Raw genomic sequence first — 15709 nt, 5'->3', positions numbered from 1 at the left:
TCCTGGTCGATCTGGCGTATGCGTGGATCGACCCCCGGATCCGGTTCCGATGATGCGGGGCCAATGAGCGTCGCCTGGCTTCGTCCTCGGTCGTCGGCGGGCCTCAACGTATGCGGCATACGCCTCGGCCCGCCTCCTCCCTGCGTCCTAGCCCGGCTCGCTCCTTGGCCCCGCATCCCGGAGCGGCGAGCGGTCCTCACCTTCGGTCGCCCCGCGGGGCGCGACCGCTGATGGCGATCGACCGGCCGGCGGCCTCCGTGGCCGAGATTCCCGCCGTCGAGGAGCACCGCGGGTGGTGGGCCGCCGTCGCCGATTTCTGCCGGGCGCGTCCGCTCGGCGCCATCGGGGCGGCCATCGTGGTCGCCAACCTGTTGCTGGCGATCGGGGCCGACGTGGTGGCGCCCTACGACCCCCTGAGCACGGATTACGGCGCCATGCTGGCCGCGCCGAGTCGAGCCCACTGGCTCGGGACCGACGCCTTCGGGCGGGACGTGCTCTCGCGGATCATCTACGGCTCGCGCACCGCCATGCTCGTCGGCTTCTCCTGCGCGTTCTTCGGTGCCACCATCGGCGCCGTGCTCGGCGTGACGAGCGCGTACTTCGGCGGCCGGGTCGACCTCCTGCTCCAGCGCGTGATGGACATCTTCCTGGCCTTCCCCCTGATCATCCTCGCGCTGGCCGTCGTCGCGATCCTCGGGACGGGAGTCACCAACGTCATCCTGGCCATCACGATTCCGATGATCCCCCGGGCCGCGCTGGTCTCGCGCTCCAGCGCCCTGGCGATCCGCGAGATGCCGTACGTCGACGCGGCGCGGGCAGCCGGCTTCGGGCACGGGCGCATCATCCTGCGCCACATGCTCCCCAACGTGATGGCGCCCTACCTGATCATGCTCACGGCCTACCAAGGGCAGGCCATCCTTCTGGAAGCCTCGCTGTCGTTCCTCGGGCTCGGCGTCGCCGAGCCGACGCCCGCCTGGGGCTTGATGCTCCGGGGAGCCGCCGTGCAGTTCGCCGAGGCGGCGCCGTGGATGGGGGTCTTCCCGGGCCTGGCCATCAGCCTGGCCGTCTTCGCGTTCAACCTGTTCGGCGACTCCCTCCGCGACGCCCTCGACCCGCGGCTCAAGACGCAGTAGGGCCGATGCCCGGCGCCGCCGCCCCATCGTCCCGCTCCGCCCCCCTGCTGGCCGTCCGCGACGTCACCGTTCGATTCGGCGGCATCGTGGCGCTCGACGGGGTGTCCTTCGAGATGGACGCGGGACAGATCGTGGGGCTGATCGGGCCCAACGGGGCCGGCAAGACGACGCTCTTCAACTGCCTCAGCCGGCTCTACACCCCCCACCGGGGTGAGGTCCACTTCGAAGGCCGTCCGCTCCTCGGCCTGACCCCTCCCCGGATCGCCGCGCTCGGAATCGGGCGGACCTTCCAGAACCTCGCCCTCTTCCAGAGTCAGACGGTTCTTCAGAACGTCATGGTGGGCCTCCACAGCCGGACCCGGAGCGATTTCCTGTCGAACGCGCTCCGGCTGCCATGGGTCCGGCACGAGGAGCGGGAGATGGCCGCCACCGCGCGCGAGCTGATCGCCTTCCTCGGGCTGCAGCCCGTCGCCGATCATCCGGCGGCGGGCCTGCCCTATGGCACCCTCAAGCGCGTCGAGCTGGCCCGTGCCCTCGCCAGCCGGCCCAAGCTTTTGCTCCTGGACGAGCCGGCCAGCGGGTTGAACCATGAAGAGGTCGCCGCGCTCGGCAAGCTGATCCGCGCCATCCGGGACGACCGGGCCGTCACCGTGCTGCTGGTCGAGCACCACATGAGCCTGGTCATGCAGGTCTCCGACCGGGTGGTGGTGCTGGACTTCGGGCGGAAGATCGCGGAAGGAGCGCCGGCCCAGATCCAGCGGAATCCCGACGTGATCCGCGCCTACCTGGGGAGTGACGGCTGATGCCGTCCCTGCTCGAAGCCGAGGGCCTGGACGCCCACTACGGGTGGACGAGGGTCCTCCACCGCGTGGGCTTCGCGGTGGAGGACGGCGGCATCACGACCATTCTCGGCGCCAACGGGGCCGGCAAGACGACGACGCTCCGGGCCGTGTGCGGGATGGTCAAGACCTCGGGCGTCCTCCGGTTCGGCGGACGGCGGATCGACGGGAAGGCCACCGAGGACATCGTCCGCCTGGGGATCGCCCACGTGCCCGAGGGCCGCGGCACCTTCGTCCAGCTCACCGTGGAGGAAAACCTCCGGCTCGGCGCCTACAGCCGGAAGCCGAAGGCCCGGCTGGCGGACGACGTCCAGGGTGTCTACCGGTACTTCCCGGTGCTCGGGGAACGGCGGCGCCAGATGGCGGGCACACTCTCCGGCGGCGAGCAGCAGATGCTGGCGGTCGCCCGGGCGCTCATGCTGCGGCCGCGCCTCCTGCTGCTGGACGAGCCCTCGCTCGGGCTGGCTCCGATGATCGTCCGGGAAATCTTCCGGATCGTGCGGACCATCAATCAGGAGGAAGGCGTGAGCGTGTTGCTGGTCGAGCAGAACGCCTCGCTGGCACTCGACCTGGCTGACCACGTGTACCTCCTGGAGACCGGTCGGGTCGTGCTGTCCGGTCCGGCCGAGGTGATGAAGCGGGACGACGCCATCCGGCGCTCGTACCTCGGCTACTGAGGCCAATTCGGAGGGGGTGTCGGAACACCCCCTCCGAGGCCTCCCCCGAGGATCGTTGCGGCGGCCCAGCCGCCGCTCGGAGCGGAACATGCAGTGGTTGGGTGATCGAGTGTGAGCGCGGAGGCCATGCCGCGCGCATCTTTGGGCGGATACTGAGGCGCCCGGTGGACACCTTTCTCCAGCAGGTCGTGTCGGGGCTGGCCACGGGGGGCATCTACGGGAGCCTGGCCCTCGCCCTGGTGATGATCTATCAGGCCACCGACGTCGTGAACTTCGCCCAGGGCGAGATGGCCATGTTCAGCACCTACCTCGCGTGGTCGATGCTGAACGCCGGGCTCCCGTACTGGGTCGCCTTCGCGGCCACGCTCGCCATCGCGTTCGTGGGGGGCCTCCTGATCGAGCGAATCGTCATCCGCCCGGTGGAGAGCGCGCCGGTCCTCACCATCGTCATCGTCTGCATCGGCCTCCTGGTGATCCTGAACAGCCTGGCCGGCTGGATCTACTCCTACATCCAGAAGCCCTTCCCGAGCCCGTTCCCCGGCGAGCCCATCCGGATCGGCCGCGTGGTGTTCGGCACCCACGACCTGGGAGCGATCGGGGTCACGCTGATCGTGCTCGCCTTCCTCTACGGCTTCTTCCGGCACACGACCCTCGGGCTGGCGATGCGGGCCGTGGCCCAGAACCCGGGATCGAGCCGGCTCTGCGGGATCCGCGTCGGCTGGATGCTGGCGCTCGGCTGGGGGCTGGCGGCGCTGGTCGGCGCGGTGGCCGGCATGATGGTGGCTCCCATCGTGTTCCTGGACCCCAACATGATGAGCGGCATCCTCATCTACGCGTTCGCGTCGGCGACGCTGGGCGGCTTCACGAGTCCCGGGGGAGCGGTGGTCGGGGGACTGCTGGTCGGCGTCATCGAGAACCTGGTCGGGACTTACGTGCGGTTCATCGGTACCGAGCTCAAGCTCACCGTCGCGTTGGCGTTGATCCTCGTCGTCCTGCTCGTCAAGCCGAGCGGCCTGTTCGGGCGGGCCCTCGTGCATCGAGTCTAGGCGATGTCCGGGAGCGCCAGCGTCCCGGCCGTGGTGGCCGCTCGCGACGGGCGCCTGGTCGGCGTGACGCCGCGCGCCTGGAGGGTCGCCGCCCTGGTGGCGGTACTGGCCCTGGCCGCCGTGCTCCCCTTCCTGTTGAGCGGGTTTCGCCTGTTCCAGTTCACCCAGGTCTTCGTCTACGCCATGGCGCTCCTCGGGCTGAACATCCTCACCGGCTACAACGGCCAGATCTCGCTCGGCCACGGGGCCTTCTACGCGCTCGGCGCCTACACGACGGCCATCATGATCGACCGGTGGGGCGTGCCGTACGGCTGGACGATCCCGGTCGCCGGTCTGGTCTGCCTGGTGGTCGGATTTCTGTTCGGGATCCCGGCCCTGCGGCTCGAGGGACTCTACCTGGCGCTGGCCACGTTCGCGCTGGCGCTGGCCGTGCCGCAGATCCTGAAGTACTTCGAGCACTGGACGGGCGGCTCCCAGGGCATCGTCCTCAGCAAGCCCGGGGCGCCGTTCGGCCTGCCGCTGACCGCCGACCAGTGGCTCTACCTCCTCACCCTCGCCGTCCTCGTCGTGCTCTTCGTCCTGGCCCGGAACCTCCTCCGGGGACGCACCGGGCGGGCCATCGTCGCCATCCGCGATCACGCCATCGCCGCCGAGGCCATGGGCATCAACAACGCCCTCTACAAGTCGCTCGTGTTCGGGGTCAGCGCCGCCTACACCGGCGTGGCCGGAGCGCTCAGCGCGCTGACCATCGCATTCGTGGCTCCGGACGCCTTCAACGTGTTCCTGTCCATCACGTTCCTGGTCGGCATCGTCATCGGCGGCCTCGCCTCCATCTCCGGGGCCATCTTCGGCGGGCTCTTCATCCAGTTCGTGCCCAACTGGGCCCAGGACATCTCCAAGGCGGCTCCCTGGGCCATCTACGGGTTGTTCCTCATCGTGTTCATGTACGTCATGCCGCGCGGGATCGCCGGCTCGCTCCGGCTGCTCGGGGCCCGGCTGGTCCGGGCCGCGGGAACCCGTCCGACAGCGTGACGGTTCAAGGGGGTGAGACGATCCGTCCACCGGTCCGCGTCCGACAACCCTGATGAGGAGGACACCATGTTGCGGAAGCCTTTCGCGCTTGCGCTCGCCGTCACCCTGGGACTGGGGCTGGCGCTCGCCGCCGGGCCGGCCGGCGCCCAGGCGCCCGCCGAGATCAAGGTCGGCAACACCAACCCCTACAGCGGCCCCGCCTCGGCTTACGGCACGATCGGGAAGGTGATCGGCGCCTACTTGAAGAAGGTCAACGACGAGGGCGGGATCAGCGGCCGCAAGATCACCTACATCACCTACGACGACAGCTACAGCCCGCCGAAGGCGGTCGAGATGGTCCGCCGCCTCGTGGAGCAGGACCAGGTCCTGCTGCTCTTCCAGACCCTGGGCACCCCCACCAACAGCGCGATCCACCGCTACGTGAACCAGCAGAAGGTTCCCCACATCTTCATCGCGACCGGGGCCACCAAGTGGGGCGACCCGGAGCACTTCCCCTGGACGATGGGCTGGCAGCCGCCCTATCAGACCGAGGGGCGGATCTACGCCCAGTACGTCTTGAAGAACGTGAAGGACCCGAAGGTCGGGATCCTCTACCAGAACGACGACTACGGCAAAGACTACGTGAAGGGCCTCAAGGACGGACTCGGCGAAGCCGCGAAGAAGTTGATCGTGATGGAGCAGACGTACGAGGTGACGGACCCCACGGTGGACTCGCAGATCGTCAACCTGAAGAACAGTGGGGCCAACGTCTTCTTCAACGTCACCATCCCCAAGTTCGCCGTGCAGGCGATCAAGAAGGCTCACGACATCGGCTGGAAGCCGCTCCATCTCCTCAACAACGTCTCGTCCTCCGTCGACGTCGTCCTGAAGCCGGCCGGTCTCGAGGCGTCACGGGACCTGGTCACGGCCCTGTATCTCAAGGACCCCACCGACCCGCAGTGGAAGGACGACGCGGGCATGAAGGAGTGGCTGGCCTTCATGCAGAAGTACTATCCGGAGGGAAACACCAAGGACGCGTTCAACGTCTACGGCTACACGGTAGCCCAGACGCTCGTCCATACCCTCAAGCAGTGCGGGACCGATCTGACGCGCCAGAACGTCATGAAGCAGGCGGCGAACATCAAGGACCTGGCGCTGCCGCTCCTGCTGCCGGGTATCAAGATCAACACGAGCCCGACCGACTTCTATCCGATCGAGCAGGAGCAGCTGGCCAAGTTCGACGGAGAGCGCTGGGCCCTCTTCGGCGAGATCTACGACGCGGGCAAGAAGTAGCCGATCCGCTCCATCGGGTGACGGCGGAGGCGGGCGCCGCCGCCGTCGTCACCCGGCTCGATGAACGAGGTCCCCTGCGCCATGTGGCTGCCTGGCTTCGGGCCATGAGCGTCCCGAGTCTGTCGTTTCCGCGGCTGTTCAGCCCGATCACGCTCAACGGGGTGACCGTTCGGAACCGCATCGTCAGCACCGCCCACGCCACCGGTTACGCGGTCGGCGGATATCCCAAGGAGCGGTATCGCGCCTATTACGAGCGCAAGGCGCGGGGCGGCGTCGGGTTGATCATCACCTTCGGCTCCTGCTCGGTGCACCCGTCGTCCTCGGTGGCGGAGTGGAACGGCGTCGCGAACTGGGACGATTCGATCATCCCGGACCTGGCGGCGATGGCCGAGGTGGTGCACCGCCACGGGGCCAAGATCTTCTGTCAGCTCACCCACCTGGGACGGCGGGGCACCTCATCGACCTCGGCTCGGCCGCTCCTCGCACCCTCGGCGGTGGCGGAACCTGTCCACCGGGAGCGTCCCAAGGTCCTGGAACACCACGAGATCCACCAGATCGTCGAGGCGTTTGCGGCCGCGGCCGAGCGCGTCCAGCGGGCCGGCTATGACGGGGTGGAGATCACCTCGTACGGCGGACACCTCATCGAGCAGTTCTGGGCGCCGCACGTCAACCGGCGGGCCGACGAGTACGGCGGGTCGCTCGAGAACCGGATGCGCTTCTCGCGGGAGGTGGTCGCGGCCGTTCGGGACCGCGTCGGGCCCGCCTTCTGCGTCGGCTTCCGCATGACCGCCGATCAGCTTCTCCCGGGCGGCCTCGACCATCCAGCCATGAAGGAGATCGCCGGGCGACTGGCGGCCTTGCGAAAGATCGATTACTTCAGCATCTCGGGTTCCACCGGCGAGACGCCCGAGCTGCAGGCCAAGACCGTCCCGTCGCTGGATTACCCGCTCGGGCTGTTCAACCACTACGCCGCTTCGATCAAGGAGGTCGTCGACGTTCCCGTGCTGGTGGCGGCTCGGATCATCGACCCGGCCATGGCGGAAGAGGTGCTTCGCCGGGGCACGGCCGACCTGGTCGGGATGACCCGGGCCCTGATCGCCGACCCGGACTTGCCCACCAAGACCTTCGCCGGGCAGCGAGGCGACATTCGGCTCTGCACGGGCGCCAACGAGGGCTGCATCGGCCGCCTGTACCAGGGACTGGCGATCCGCTGCGTCCAGAACCCGCTGATCGGACACGAGGTCGAGCTGGCTGCCGTGCAGCCGGCCCGGGCGGCCCGGCGGATCCTGGTCGTCGGCGGTGGGCCAGCCGGGATGGAAGCGGCCCGGATGGCGGCCGAGCGGGGACACCAGGTGACGCTGGTCGAGCGAGCCGAGGCGCTCGGCGGACAGGTCCGTGTCGCGGCCATGGCGCCCAACCGCGCGGAGTACGGCCGCTCGATCGCCTGGCTGGCCGCCCAGCTCGAAAAGCTCGGCGTGGAGGTGCGCCTCGGGACCGAAGCGACGCTGGACGCGCTCCTCACGGATCCGCCGGATGCGGTGGTGATCGCGACCGGGGCCACCCCGCGGGCCGCGCCCTGGCCGGGAGCCGATCGGCCGCAGGTGGTGACCTGCGACGCCGTGCTGCGAGGAGAGGTTCGGGTGAGGCCGGGGCAGCGCTGCGTCGTGATCGATGACGATGGACACCTGCGGGGGCCCGGGGCGGCCGAAGCGCTCGTCGACGCGGGCGGTCGGGTCGAGATCCTCACGGGGGAGACGATGGTCGGGCTGGACATCGACCCGACGCTCAGACCCGTCATGTACCGCCGGCTCTTCACGAAGGGCGTCGTCCTGACGCCATTCACCGCCGTCCTGGAGTTCGGGGCCGACACGCTCCGCGTCGAGCACGTCTATTCCGGTCAGCGTCGAGAGATCCCGGCCGACCTCGTCGTGCTCGCCCTGGGGGGCGAGTCCCGAGCCGAGCTGTACGACGATCTCCGGGCGGCGGCGCCCCGGCTCGAGGTGCACCGGGTGGGCGACGCGGTCGCCCCGCGCCGGCTGTATGACGCCCTCCTGGAGGGGACGCGCGCCGGTCGCCGGCTGTGATCTTCGGAGGGGGCTTCGGTAGTCTCAGACGACGGACGGGCAGCGCGATCGGCGTGCGGCTCCGAGGAGTCCCGGCACCAGCTCGGCGTAGAGCTCGATGACCGCGCGGGCGATGCAGGGCCAGGCGAACCCCCGGGCCCACTCGGCCGCCTGCGCGCCCAGCTTGCGCCGCCGTTCCTCGTCCTCCAGCAGGCCGGTGATGCCGTCGGCCAGCGCCGTCACGTCGCCTTCGGGCACCAGCAGACCCGTCGTCCCGTCCTGGACGGTGACGGTCAGGCCGCCCACCCGCGAGCCGACCACCGGCACGCCGCATGCCATCGCCTCCAGGGCGACCATGCCGAACGACTCGTAGAGCGACGGCATCAGGCAGAGGTCGGCGGCGGCGTAGTAGTCGGGCAGGATGTCCTGGGGCTGCGGGCCGCGGAAGTCCACCGCAGCCCCCACCCCGAGCTGATCCGCCAGGCGCCGGAGCCGCGCCGGCCCGCCATTCCAGGTCTCTTCCTTGTCGCCGCCCACGACCACGAGTCGCAGGTCGGTGCGCCCCAGCCCGTTGGATTTCACCGCCGCCAGCGCGCGCAGCAGGGTTTCGAGACCCTTGATCGGAGCCAGGCGGCCGACGAACAGGAGTACCCGCTCGGCATCCAACCGGAGGCGCGCCCGGGCCGCCTCGGCCGAGGACGGCCGGAAGAGATCCAGGTCCACGCCGCACGGGACCACACGGACGCGAGTGACGTCGGCCCCGCAGTACCAGGCCAGGTCCGCCCGCTCCACGAGATTGGCCGCCACGATGCGATCCGCCGTCGACGCGATCCGCTCCTCCGCCCGGATCCGCGAGTCGGGCTCGCGGTCCTCCCCTCCGCGGGCGACCGAGTTCTTGAGGGCGCCCAGCGTGTGAAACATGTGGACCACCGGGCGCCCCCAGCGCCGGCCGAGCCCGAGGGCGACCAGGCCCGAGAGCCAGTAGTGGCTGTGGAGGAGCGCGTACTCGACGCCCTCACGCCGCCGGAAGCGCTCGACCTCGTCGGCGAAGGCGTCGAGATGCGGGACCAGGGCGCCGCGGGGGAGCGGCCGGGCCGGGCCAGCCCGGACGTGGACGACCCGGGCTCCCTCCCCCAGCGGCACCACCTCGGGGATCGCCGCGTCCTGGCTCCGGGTGAAGACGTCGACGCCGAAGCCGAGCCGCCCGAGCTCGCGGGCCAGCTCGCGCACGTAGACGTTCATCCCGCCCGTTTCCTTGCCGCCGAGGGCGGCCAGCGGACAGGTGTGGACGGAGAAGAAGGCGAGCCGCGTCATCGGCGCGGGTCAGCGCTCCAGGGTGACCCGCAGCACGTCCGTCGGCGTGGGGCCGAAGCCGTACTTGTAGGCTTCCTCACCGCGCAGGAAGTCGTAGCGGCGGAAGCCGCGCGCGATGGCGTCCTCGATCGTGCGCGCGATCAGGACGACGCCGGGAGACAGGACCCGCGCGGCCGGGTCGAAGCCCGAGTTGTAGAGGCTCACCGTCCGGCCGTACTCGAGGCAGAAGACCGCGGCCGCCGGACGGTCGTCGAGCCACAGGAGCCAGAGCGCCGCCCAGCCGGCGGCGGCAAACGCCGTCCCCACGTCGCGGAAGAAGGCTTCCATCCGCTCGTCCATGAAGCGCGCCTTGCCCACTTTGGACTTGCGGTGGAGCGCGATGAAGCCGTCCATGAGGGCCGCCATCCCGGCGGGGGTGCGGGCGACTTCCACTCGCGGGCGGGCCCCGTCGGCGCGACGGAGCTTCCGTCGGAGCTCGTGGCGATCCTTACCGGAGAGCCGGGCCAGGTAGGCGTCGTAGGTGTCGGGCAGCTCGATCACGGGGCAGCGGTCCAGGCGCTCGATGCGACACGCGAGACCCGCGGCCCGCGCGAGCCCGGGAAGCAAGGTCACCGTCGGCGAGGCGGCCGGCAGGGGGAGGAGCTCGAGGGCGCGCCACGGGACGTCGGCCAGCGCGGCGAGTGCGCCCTTCCAGACCGCCTCCTCGTGGCCCGCGACCGCCACCAGGTCGAGGTAGTCGGCCACCTCCACCCCGCCGACGAGGCGTAGCACCGGCCCGGCCGGACCCGACCCTGCGTAGAGCGGGAGCGCGCCGACCCACTCGCCGGCTCCATCCTGGGCGCCGTAGAGGTGAAGCTCGCCGTCCCGGAAGGTCCGCCACCAGGCGGTCTGGAACTGCCACGTCAGAAACGGGACGTCGGTATGAGATCGGGACACGAGACGGTTCCAGACCGCCTCGCTCAGCCCGAGCGCCCCCCAGTCGGGGAGCCGCTCCACCCTCACCGCCCCGGTCCTCGCAGGATTCCCCTCCCCGGCCCTTTAGACGACGACGCGCCGCCGTCGGATGCCGCGCCGACGGGCCGTCGGGGGTCGCCGGCCGGTACGCCGCCGGCGCCGAGGGACAGGCCCCCCGCGCGCTCGAGCTCAGAGCTCTTCCGCAGAGTCCGGCGCCCCCGCCCGGTCTCCCGGCCCGCCCCCCTCTGCTTCCTCGTCCATGGCCTCGTCGACCATCTCGCCCCAATCTTCTCCAGCGTCGTCGCCGAGCTCGCTCCCCATCTTCTTCATCCAGCGCGCCACGCTCTTCGGGTCGTTCTCGTCGATGTCGCCGAGCGCGCCGGGGTCGGCGAGTGACTCCAGGCGGTCGTCCTCGGAGCGGATCGTGGCGAAGCGTGAGAGCAGGCGGGTGAGGTGCTCGCCCCCGCACCGGGGACAGCGCGGCGGCTCCGGATCCGAGATCCGCATGACGAGGAGGCTCACCTGCCGCCGGCAATCGGCGCAACGGTATTCGTAGATCGGCACAACCCTCTCCGAACGAATTCTACCGGCGGGGCCGGAGAGGGGTCAAGGCGAGGGTCAGACCGACGGCGCGGGAGAAGGCACGTATCGGGCCGGCGACGGAGATCGCCACCGGCCCGGTGCCTGGACGGGCGAACTACCAGCCGTTCCGAAGAAACGTCAGCATGATCACGATCGAGGTCAGCACCGAGGCGATATAGCCGATCACCACCGCGGTGAGGTGATCGCGAGTCGAGTGTGATCCGTCGAAGGGCGCGGCAGCCTCGACGCGCGGGCTGGGTGGCCGCCAGCTCCGTGGGTCATACCCTCGATCTCTCCAGGGACCGCCCATCGCTCCACCTCCTGCCGCTCCCCCCGGGGTCGATCGGGGCCGTCACTCGAGCCCCTTCGGGCGACCCCCGTGAGCGGAACTGAATCACTCACCCAGGGGCTTAGCAAGAAGGATGCCAGGGGCCGATCTAGATGCCTACGTCGTCGGGTGCGTTAGCCGATTCGCACGCTGGCGAGCCCGTTTAGGAGGTCGGCGTACGGGCGGTGCCGACCGCCGGCCGACCGGGCGCCCTCTCGCCTGGGCCGCGCGGTTGGTCACTTCGGCGCCATTTCGCGGCGCCTCCGAGGGCACTCTCCGCATCACCGGGCGAGGGCGACGCAGACGACGCCCGCCAGCACGAGACCGGCGCCGGCCAGCCGCGGGCCGAGCCGTCCCTCGCCGAACCAGATGCTGCCGATGAACGCCGACAGCACGATGGAGAGCTCACGCCCGGCCACGACATAGCTCACCTTGGCGAGGCGGAACGCGAAGAGGACGAGAAGATATGCCGTGAGGTTCATGGCGGAGGCGGCCACGAGCTGCCGCCAGTTGAGCGCCCACTCGCGGCGGAGCGCCGCCCGGTCGCGCAGCGCCACCGGGGCCAGGAGCGCGCTCGTCCCGAATCCCAACAGGGTGATGTACGGGACCGGGTGGAGCCGGGCCACCCCGGCCTTGTCCACGAGGGAGTAGGCCGCGATCGTCAGCCCCGTCAGCATGGCCCACGCCGTGCCGGGTCCGAGCCGGAGGGGGCGCGCCGCCCCCGACACCGACGCACCCGGCAGCTGCTGAATGCCCACGATCCCGGCGACGACCAGGCCGATTCCGGTCACGCCGAGGACGGAGAGACGCTCGTCGAAGACCACCAGCGCGATGACAGGGACCAGCGCCACGCCAAGCCCGCGCGCGATCGGATACACTCGCGAGAACTCGCCGAACCGGTAGGAGCGCCCCAGCGCGTAGAAGTAGACGACATGGAGCAGCGTGGTGGCAGCGAGGAACGGAATAGCCGCGCTCGGCACCCCGTCGCGCCCCAGCAGCCAGAGCGCGACCGGCGAGAGGAGGACGGAGGCGGCCGACAGCGACGACCACAGAAACAGCAGCGGCGCGCCGGCGCGCTTGGCCAGGGCATTCCACAGCGAGTGGAGACAGGCGGCGCCGATCACGAGCGCCAGCGCCGCGGGGGTCATTCAGATGGCGAGACTGCCGCCGCCCTCGCGACGATAGGCGCCCGGATCGAGGATCACGTTGAGGCAGCTGACGCGGCCGGAGGCCAGGGCTCGCTCGAGCGCAGGCCGGAGACGCGTCGGGTCCTCGATCGTCTCCCCGGCGCCGCCGAGCGCCTCGACGACGCGGTCGTAGCGGGTGAAGGGGAGCGAGGTGCCGACCAGCCGCTCCCGGCCGTAGAAGCTCTCCTGGATCGTCCGGATCATCCCCCAGCCGCCGTCGTTGCCGACGACGCACACGAGCGGCAGGTCGAACCGGACGGCCGTCTCGAGCTCCATGCCGTTCAGCCCGAAGGCCCCGTCGCCCGAGAGCAGCAGCACGCGCCACCCGGGGTGGAGGAGCTTCGCCGCCAGCGCGAACGGCGGCCCCACGCCGAGGACACCGAGTGGCCCGGGATCGAGCCACTGAGCCGGCCGCGAGAGCGGAACGAGCTTCGAGGCGCAGGTGACGACATCGCCGCCGTCGCCGATCAGGCAGGTGTCGTCGTCCATCACCGCGGCGAGCTCGGCGGCAAGGCGGTAGTGGCTGATCGGGATCTGGTCGGAGGCGGCCAGCACCGCCTGTCGGGCCTGCTCGGCATCCTCCTTCTCGCGAAGCCGGCGCCGCCAGGCCTCGGTCCGCTGGGCCGATCCTGCCGGCACGGCGAGCCGGAAGGCCTCGAGGGTCAGGCGCAGGTCGGCGGCAATGCCGACGTCGACCGGCCGGTTCCGCCCGAACTCGCTGGCGTCGGCGTCGACCATCACGAGCCGCGCGGCCTCGGCGAGGGTCGGCGGGCGGCCGTAGCCGAGCCGGAAGTCGAGTGGGGTGCCGAGGACGAGGACGAGGTCGGCCTCCCGGAGCGCCACGCCGCGGGCGAGCTGGAATGCGCAGGGGTGGGCGCTCGGGAGGCAGCCCCGCCCCATCCCGTTCGTGAAGACCGGCACCCCGGCGTGCTCGGCGAAGTCGGCGAGCGCCGCGGCGCCGCCGTCCCAGTACACGCCGCTGCCCGCGACCACGGCAGGGCGCTCCGCGCCGGCGAGCAGCGCCGCCACCCGCTCGACCTCGGCCGCCGGTGGCGCCGGGAGCGCGACCGGGCCGACCTCGGGCACCGGCGCGTCGGCGGCGTCGACCGAGCCCATGAGAAGGTCGACGGCGATCTCGACGAAGACGGGGCCGGGCCGGCCGCTCCGCGCCGTGCGGATCGCGGTGGTGAGGTACTCCGGGATCCGCCGCGTGTCCGGGACTACCCAGGCGCCCTTGGTGATCGGGCGGAAGAGCGCGACCTGCTCCATCTCCTGGAGCGCGCCCATCCCCTTGAGCGCGAGCGGCGAGGCGCCGCCGATCAGGAGCAACGGACTGCGCGCCGCGAAGGCGTTGGCGACGCCGGTCACGGCGTCCGTCACCCCGGGCCCGGGCACCACCGCCGCCACGCCGAGCCGCCGAGTGAGCCGCGCGTAGGCGTCGGCGGCGTGCGCCGCGGCCTGCTCGTGGCGCGTGTCGACCACCGCGATTCCGTCCCTCAGGCAGGCGTCGTAGATCGGCAAGATGTGGCCGCCGCAGAGGGTGAAGAGATGACGGACACCCTCCCGGGCCAGGACCTGCGTCACCAGCTCGCCGCCCGTCACCTGGAGCATCGTCGGCCCGGTCCTCACCAGAACTTCTCGTAGCGGATCCGCTTCCGCTCCAGGCCGCGCGCGAGACAGAGCTCCCGGGCCGCCTTCACGAGATCGCCGCCGCCACAGAGCAGGGCCTCATGCCCTCGCAGGTCCCCCGCCTCCCGCTCGAGGACGGCCAGGACCGAGCCGACCTCGCCCGGCCAGCCCGGGTCGGGCGCCGACAGGAGGGGCCGGTAATGGAACCGGGCATGGTCGGCGGCCAGCCGCCCCAGCTCGTCGTGGTAGGTGAGGTACGCTCGCGCCGGCGCCGTGAAGTAGAGTGTCATCAGGCGCGGGAACCCCTGCTCGGCCTGGGCGAGGAGGATCGACCGGAACGGCACGATGCCGATCTCCTCGGCCGCCAGGAGGACCGGGGCGGTCGAGTCCCGGCCGAGCGTCAGCGTCCCCAGCGGCGGCTGGAAGGCGACCTCGTCGCCCGCCTTCAGCTCGCGGAAGTACCGCGACCCGACGCCACCAGGCTTCACGTCCACACAGAGCCGGATGGTGCGGCGCTCGGACGGTGGCGAAGCCATCGAGTAGGGCCGGACGATCTTCTCCCCGAGCGGGATCGCGACCCACTGCCCGGCCTCGAAAGCGATCTCAGGAGGCTCGAGCATGGCGAGGTCGACCTCCAGGACGACGGGATCGAGCGACCGGATGGCGATCACGCGGGCGCGACACGAGGGCGGCTTCGGCATACGAGCCGAGCCTCGTCAGGCGCGCCGGAAATGGGGAGCGACCTCCGCCGCGAACCGCTCGATCTGATCATGCGCCCGATCGCCGCCAGCCACGAAGCCGACGATGAACGTACGGACGCCGGCCTCGACGAAGCGCTCCAGCGTCTCGATGCACCGGGCCGGCGGGCCGAGCACGCAGTACTTCTTGACCAGTTCGTCGAACGGCTGGTTGTACTGCCTGGTGAGGAAGCGGGTGGCGGCAACCCGGGCGCGATCCCAGTCGTCGTCGACGACCGTGAAGGCCAGGTGCGCGGGCTCGAAGCCCCGGCCCGGCTCCATCGGGCGGCCGGCCTCGGCGGCGAAGCTTCGGATCTTCTCCAGGCTCGCGCGATAGCGCTCCGGCGTGACCACATAGGACACCCAGCCGTCCCCGACGCGCGCCGCGCGCCGGAGGGCATGATCCGAGCGGCCGCCGATCCAGATCGGCGGCCCGCCGGGCTGGACGGGCTTCGGCTCGAGCGAGACGTCGGCGAAGCGGGCGAACCGGCCCTCGAACGAGGCGGGGGACTTGGTCCAGAGCCGCCGGCACACCTCGATGCCCTCGTCCACCCGCCGGCCGCGCTCGCCGTGGGGCACTCCGCAGGCCTCGAACTCCTTGGGGAACTCGCCCCCGACCCCGACCCCGAAGATGAAGCGGCCTCCGGAGAGGACGTCGAGCGTCGCCACGGCTTTGGCGGCGATGGTGGGATGGCGGAGCGCGAGCAAGTAGATGCCGGTCCCGAGGCGGACCCGCCGCGTGAGGGCCGCCAGATGGCTCAGGGTCGTGAGCGATTCGAGGGTCGGGGTGTGGAAGGCGATGTGGTCGCCGGTCCAGATGGAATCGTAACCGAGCGCCTCCACGCGGGTGGCCAACGCCCGCAGGGTCTCGGGCGGCTGAATCGCGAGGCTGACGCCGAACCGGACCTCACGCATC

The 15709-nt window shown here is 70.9% G+C and carries 15 protein-coding genes; 7 read left to right on the top strand and 8 right to left on the bottom strand.

Features of this window, described 5'->3' with window-relative positions:
• Positions 1-230 precede the first annotated feature (230 nt).
• The 7 genes from VGW35_23795 (at position 231) to VGW35_23765 (ending at position 8083) form a co-directional block, all read left to right on the top strand.
• The gene (locus VGW35_23795; GenBank protein ID HEV8310698.1) at positions 231-1133 is read left to right on the top strand and encodes an ABC transporter permease; all 903 of its coding nucleotides are present in this window, start codon (positions 231-233) and stop codon (positions 1131-1133) included.
• A 5-nt stretch (positions 1134-1138) separates the two neighbouring features.
• Positions 1139-1936: an ABC transporter ATP-binding protein gene (locus tag VGW35_23790; protein ID HEV8310697.1), complete on the top strand. Its 798-nt coding sequence runs from the start codon at positions 1139-1141 to the stop codon at positions 1934-1936.
• The gene (locus tag VGW35_23785) at positions 1936-2649 is read left to right on the top strand and encodes an ABC transporter ATP-binding protein (GenBank protein ID HEV8310696.1); all 714 of its coding nucleotides are present in this window, start codon (positions 1936-1938) and stop codon (positions 2647-2649) included. Before VGW35_23790 ends, VGW35_23785 begins: the two co-directional genes overlap by 1 nt.
• A gap of 164 nt (positions 2650-2813) precedes the next feature.
• Positions 2814-3695, top strand: a complete 882-nt coding sequence (locus tag VGW35_23780) for a branched-chain amino acid ABC transporter permease (GenBank protein ID HEV8310695.1) — start codon at positions 2814-2816, stop codon at positions 3693-3695.
• 3 nt (positions 3696-3698) lie between these two features.
• Entirely contained in the window at positions 3699-4727 is a 1029-nt protein-coding gene (locus VGW35_23775) for a branched-chain amino acid ABC transporter permease (GenBank protein ID HEV8310694.1), read from the top strand.
• Positions 4728-4793: 66 nt separating this feature from the next.
• Complete coding sequence (locus tag VGW35_23770) at positions 4794-5999, top strand: ABC transporter substrate-binding protein (protein HEV8310693.1); 1206 nt, start codon at positions 4794-4796, stop codon at positions 5997-5999.
• A 104-nt stretch (positions 6000-6103) separates the two neighbouring features.
• On the top strand, positions 6104-8083 hold the full coding sequence (locus VGW35_23765) for an FAD-dependent oxidoreductase (protein ID HEV8310692.1): 1980 nt from the start codon (positions 6104-6106) through the stop codon (positions 8081-8083).
• A gap of 24 nt (positions 8084-8107) precedes the next feature.
• Here VGW35_23765 and VGW35_23760 read toward each other — a convergent pair whose 3' ends face one another.
• The 8 genes from VGW35_23760 to VGW35_23725 all read right to left on the bottom strand — a co-directional run bounded on the left by VGW35_23760 (position 8108) and on the right by VGW35_23725 (position 15708).
• Entirely contained in the window at positions 8108-9376 is a 1269-nt protein-coding gene (locus VGW35_23760) for a glycosyltransferase (protein HEV8310691.1), read from the bottom strand.
• Positions 9377-9385: 9 nt separating this feature from the next.
• The gene (locus VGW35_23755) at positions 9386-10378 is read right to left on the bottom strand and encodes a GNAT family N-acetyltransferase (protein ID HEV8310690.1); all 993 of its coding nucleotides are present in this window, start codon (positions 10376-10378) and stop codon (positions 9386-9388) included.
• A 141-nt stretch (positions 10379-10519) separates the two neighbouring features.
• Positions 10520-10894 (bottom strand): zinc ribbon domain-containing protein, encoded by a 375-nt coding sequence (locus tag VGW35_23750; GenBank protein ID HEV8310689.1) that lies wholly within the window; start codon positions 10892-10894, stop codon positions 10520-10522.
• A 133-nt stretch (positions 10895-11027) separates the two neighbouring features.
• A complete protein-coding gene (locus VGW35_23745; GenBank protein HEV8310688.1) occupies positions 11028-11222 on the bottom strand; it encodes a hypothetical protein in 195 nt (64 codons plus the stop codon).
• 299 nt (positions 11223-11521) lie between these two features.
• Positions 11522-12388 (bottom strand): DMT family transporter, encoded by an 867-nt coding sequence (locus tag VGW35_23740; GenBank protein ID HEV8310687.1) that lies wholly within the window; start codon positions 12386-12388, stop codon positions 11522-11524.
• Complete coding sequence (locus VGW35_23735; protein ID HEV8310686.1) at positions 12389-14056, bottom strand: thiamine pyrophosphate-binding protein; 1668 nt, start codon at positions 14054-14056, stop codon at positions 12389-12391.
• Positions 14053-14757, bottom strand: a complete 705-nt coding sequence (locus VGW35_23730) for an FAD-binding oxidoreductase (protein ID HEV8310685.1) — start codon at positions 14755-14757, stop codon at positions 14053-14055. The genes VGW35_23735 and VGW35_23730 overlap by 4 nt, the downstream gene beginning before the upstream one ends.
• Positions 14758-14772: 15 nt before the next feature.
• Positions 14773-15708 carry an LLM class flavin-dependent oxidoreductase gene (locus tag VGW35_23725; GenBank protein ID HEV8310684.1) on the bottom strand — a complete coding sequence of 312 codons (936 nt, stop codon included), beginning with the start codon at positions 15706-15708 and terminating at the stop codon, positions 14773-14775.
• Position 15709 lies beyond the last annotated feature (1 nt).

The sequence above is a fragment of the Candidatus Methylomirabilota bacterium genome, assembly GCA_036005065.1.
Classification (GTDB): Bacteria; Methylomirabilota; Methylomirabilia; order Rokubacteriales; family DASRDR01; genus DASYQW01.
This window is presented reverse-complemented; position numbering and strand designations above follow the sequence as displayed.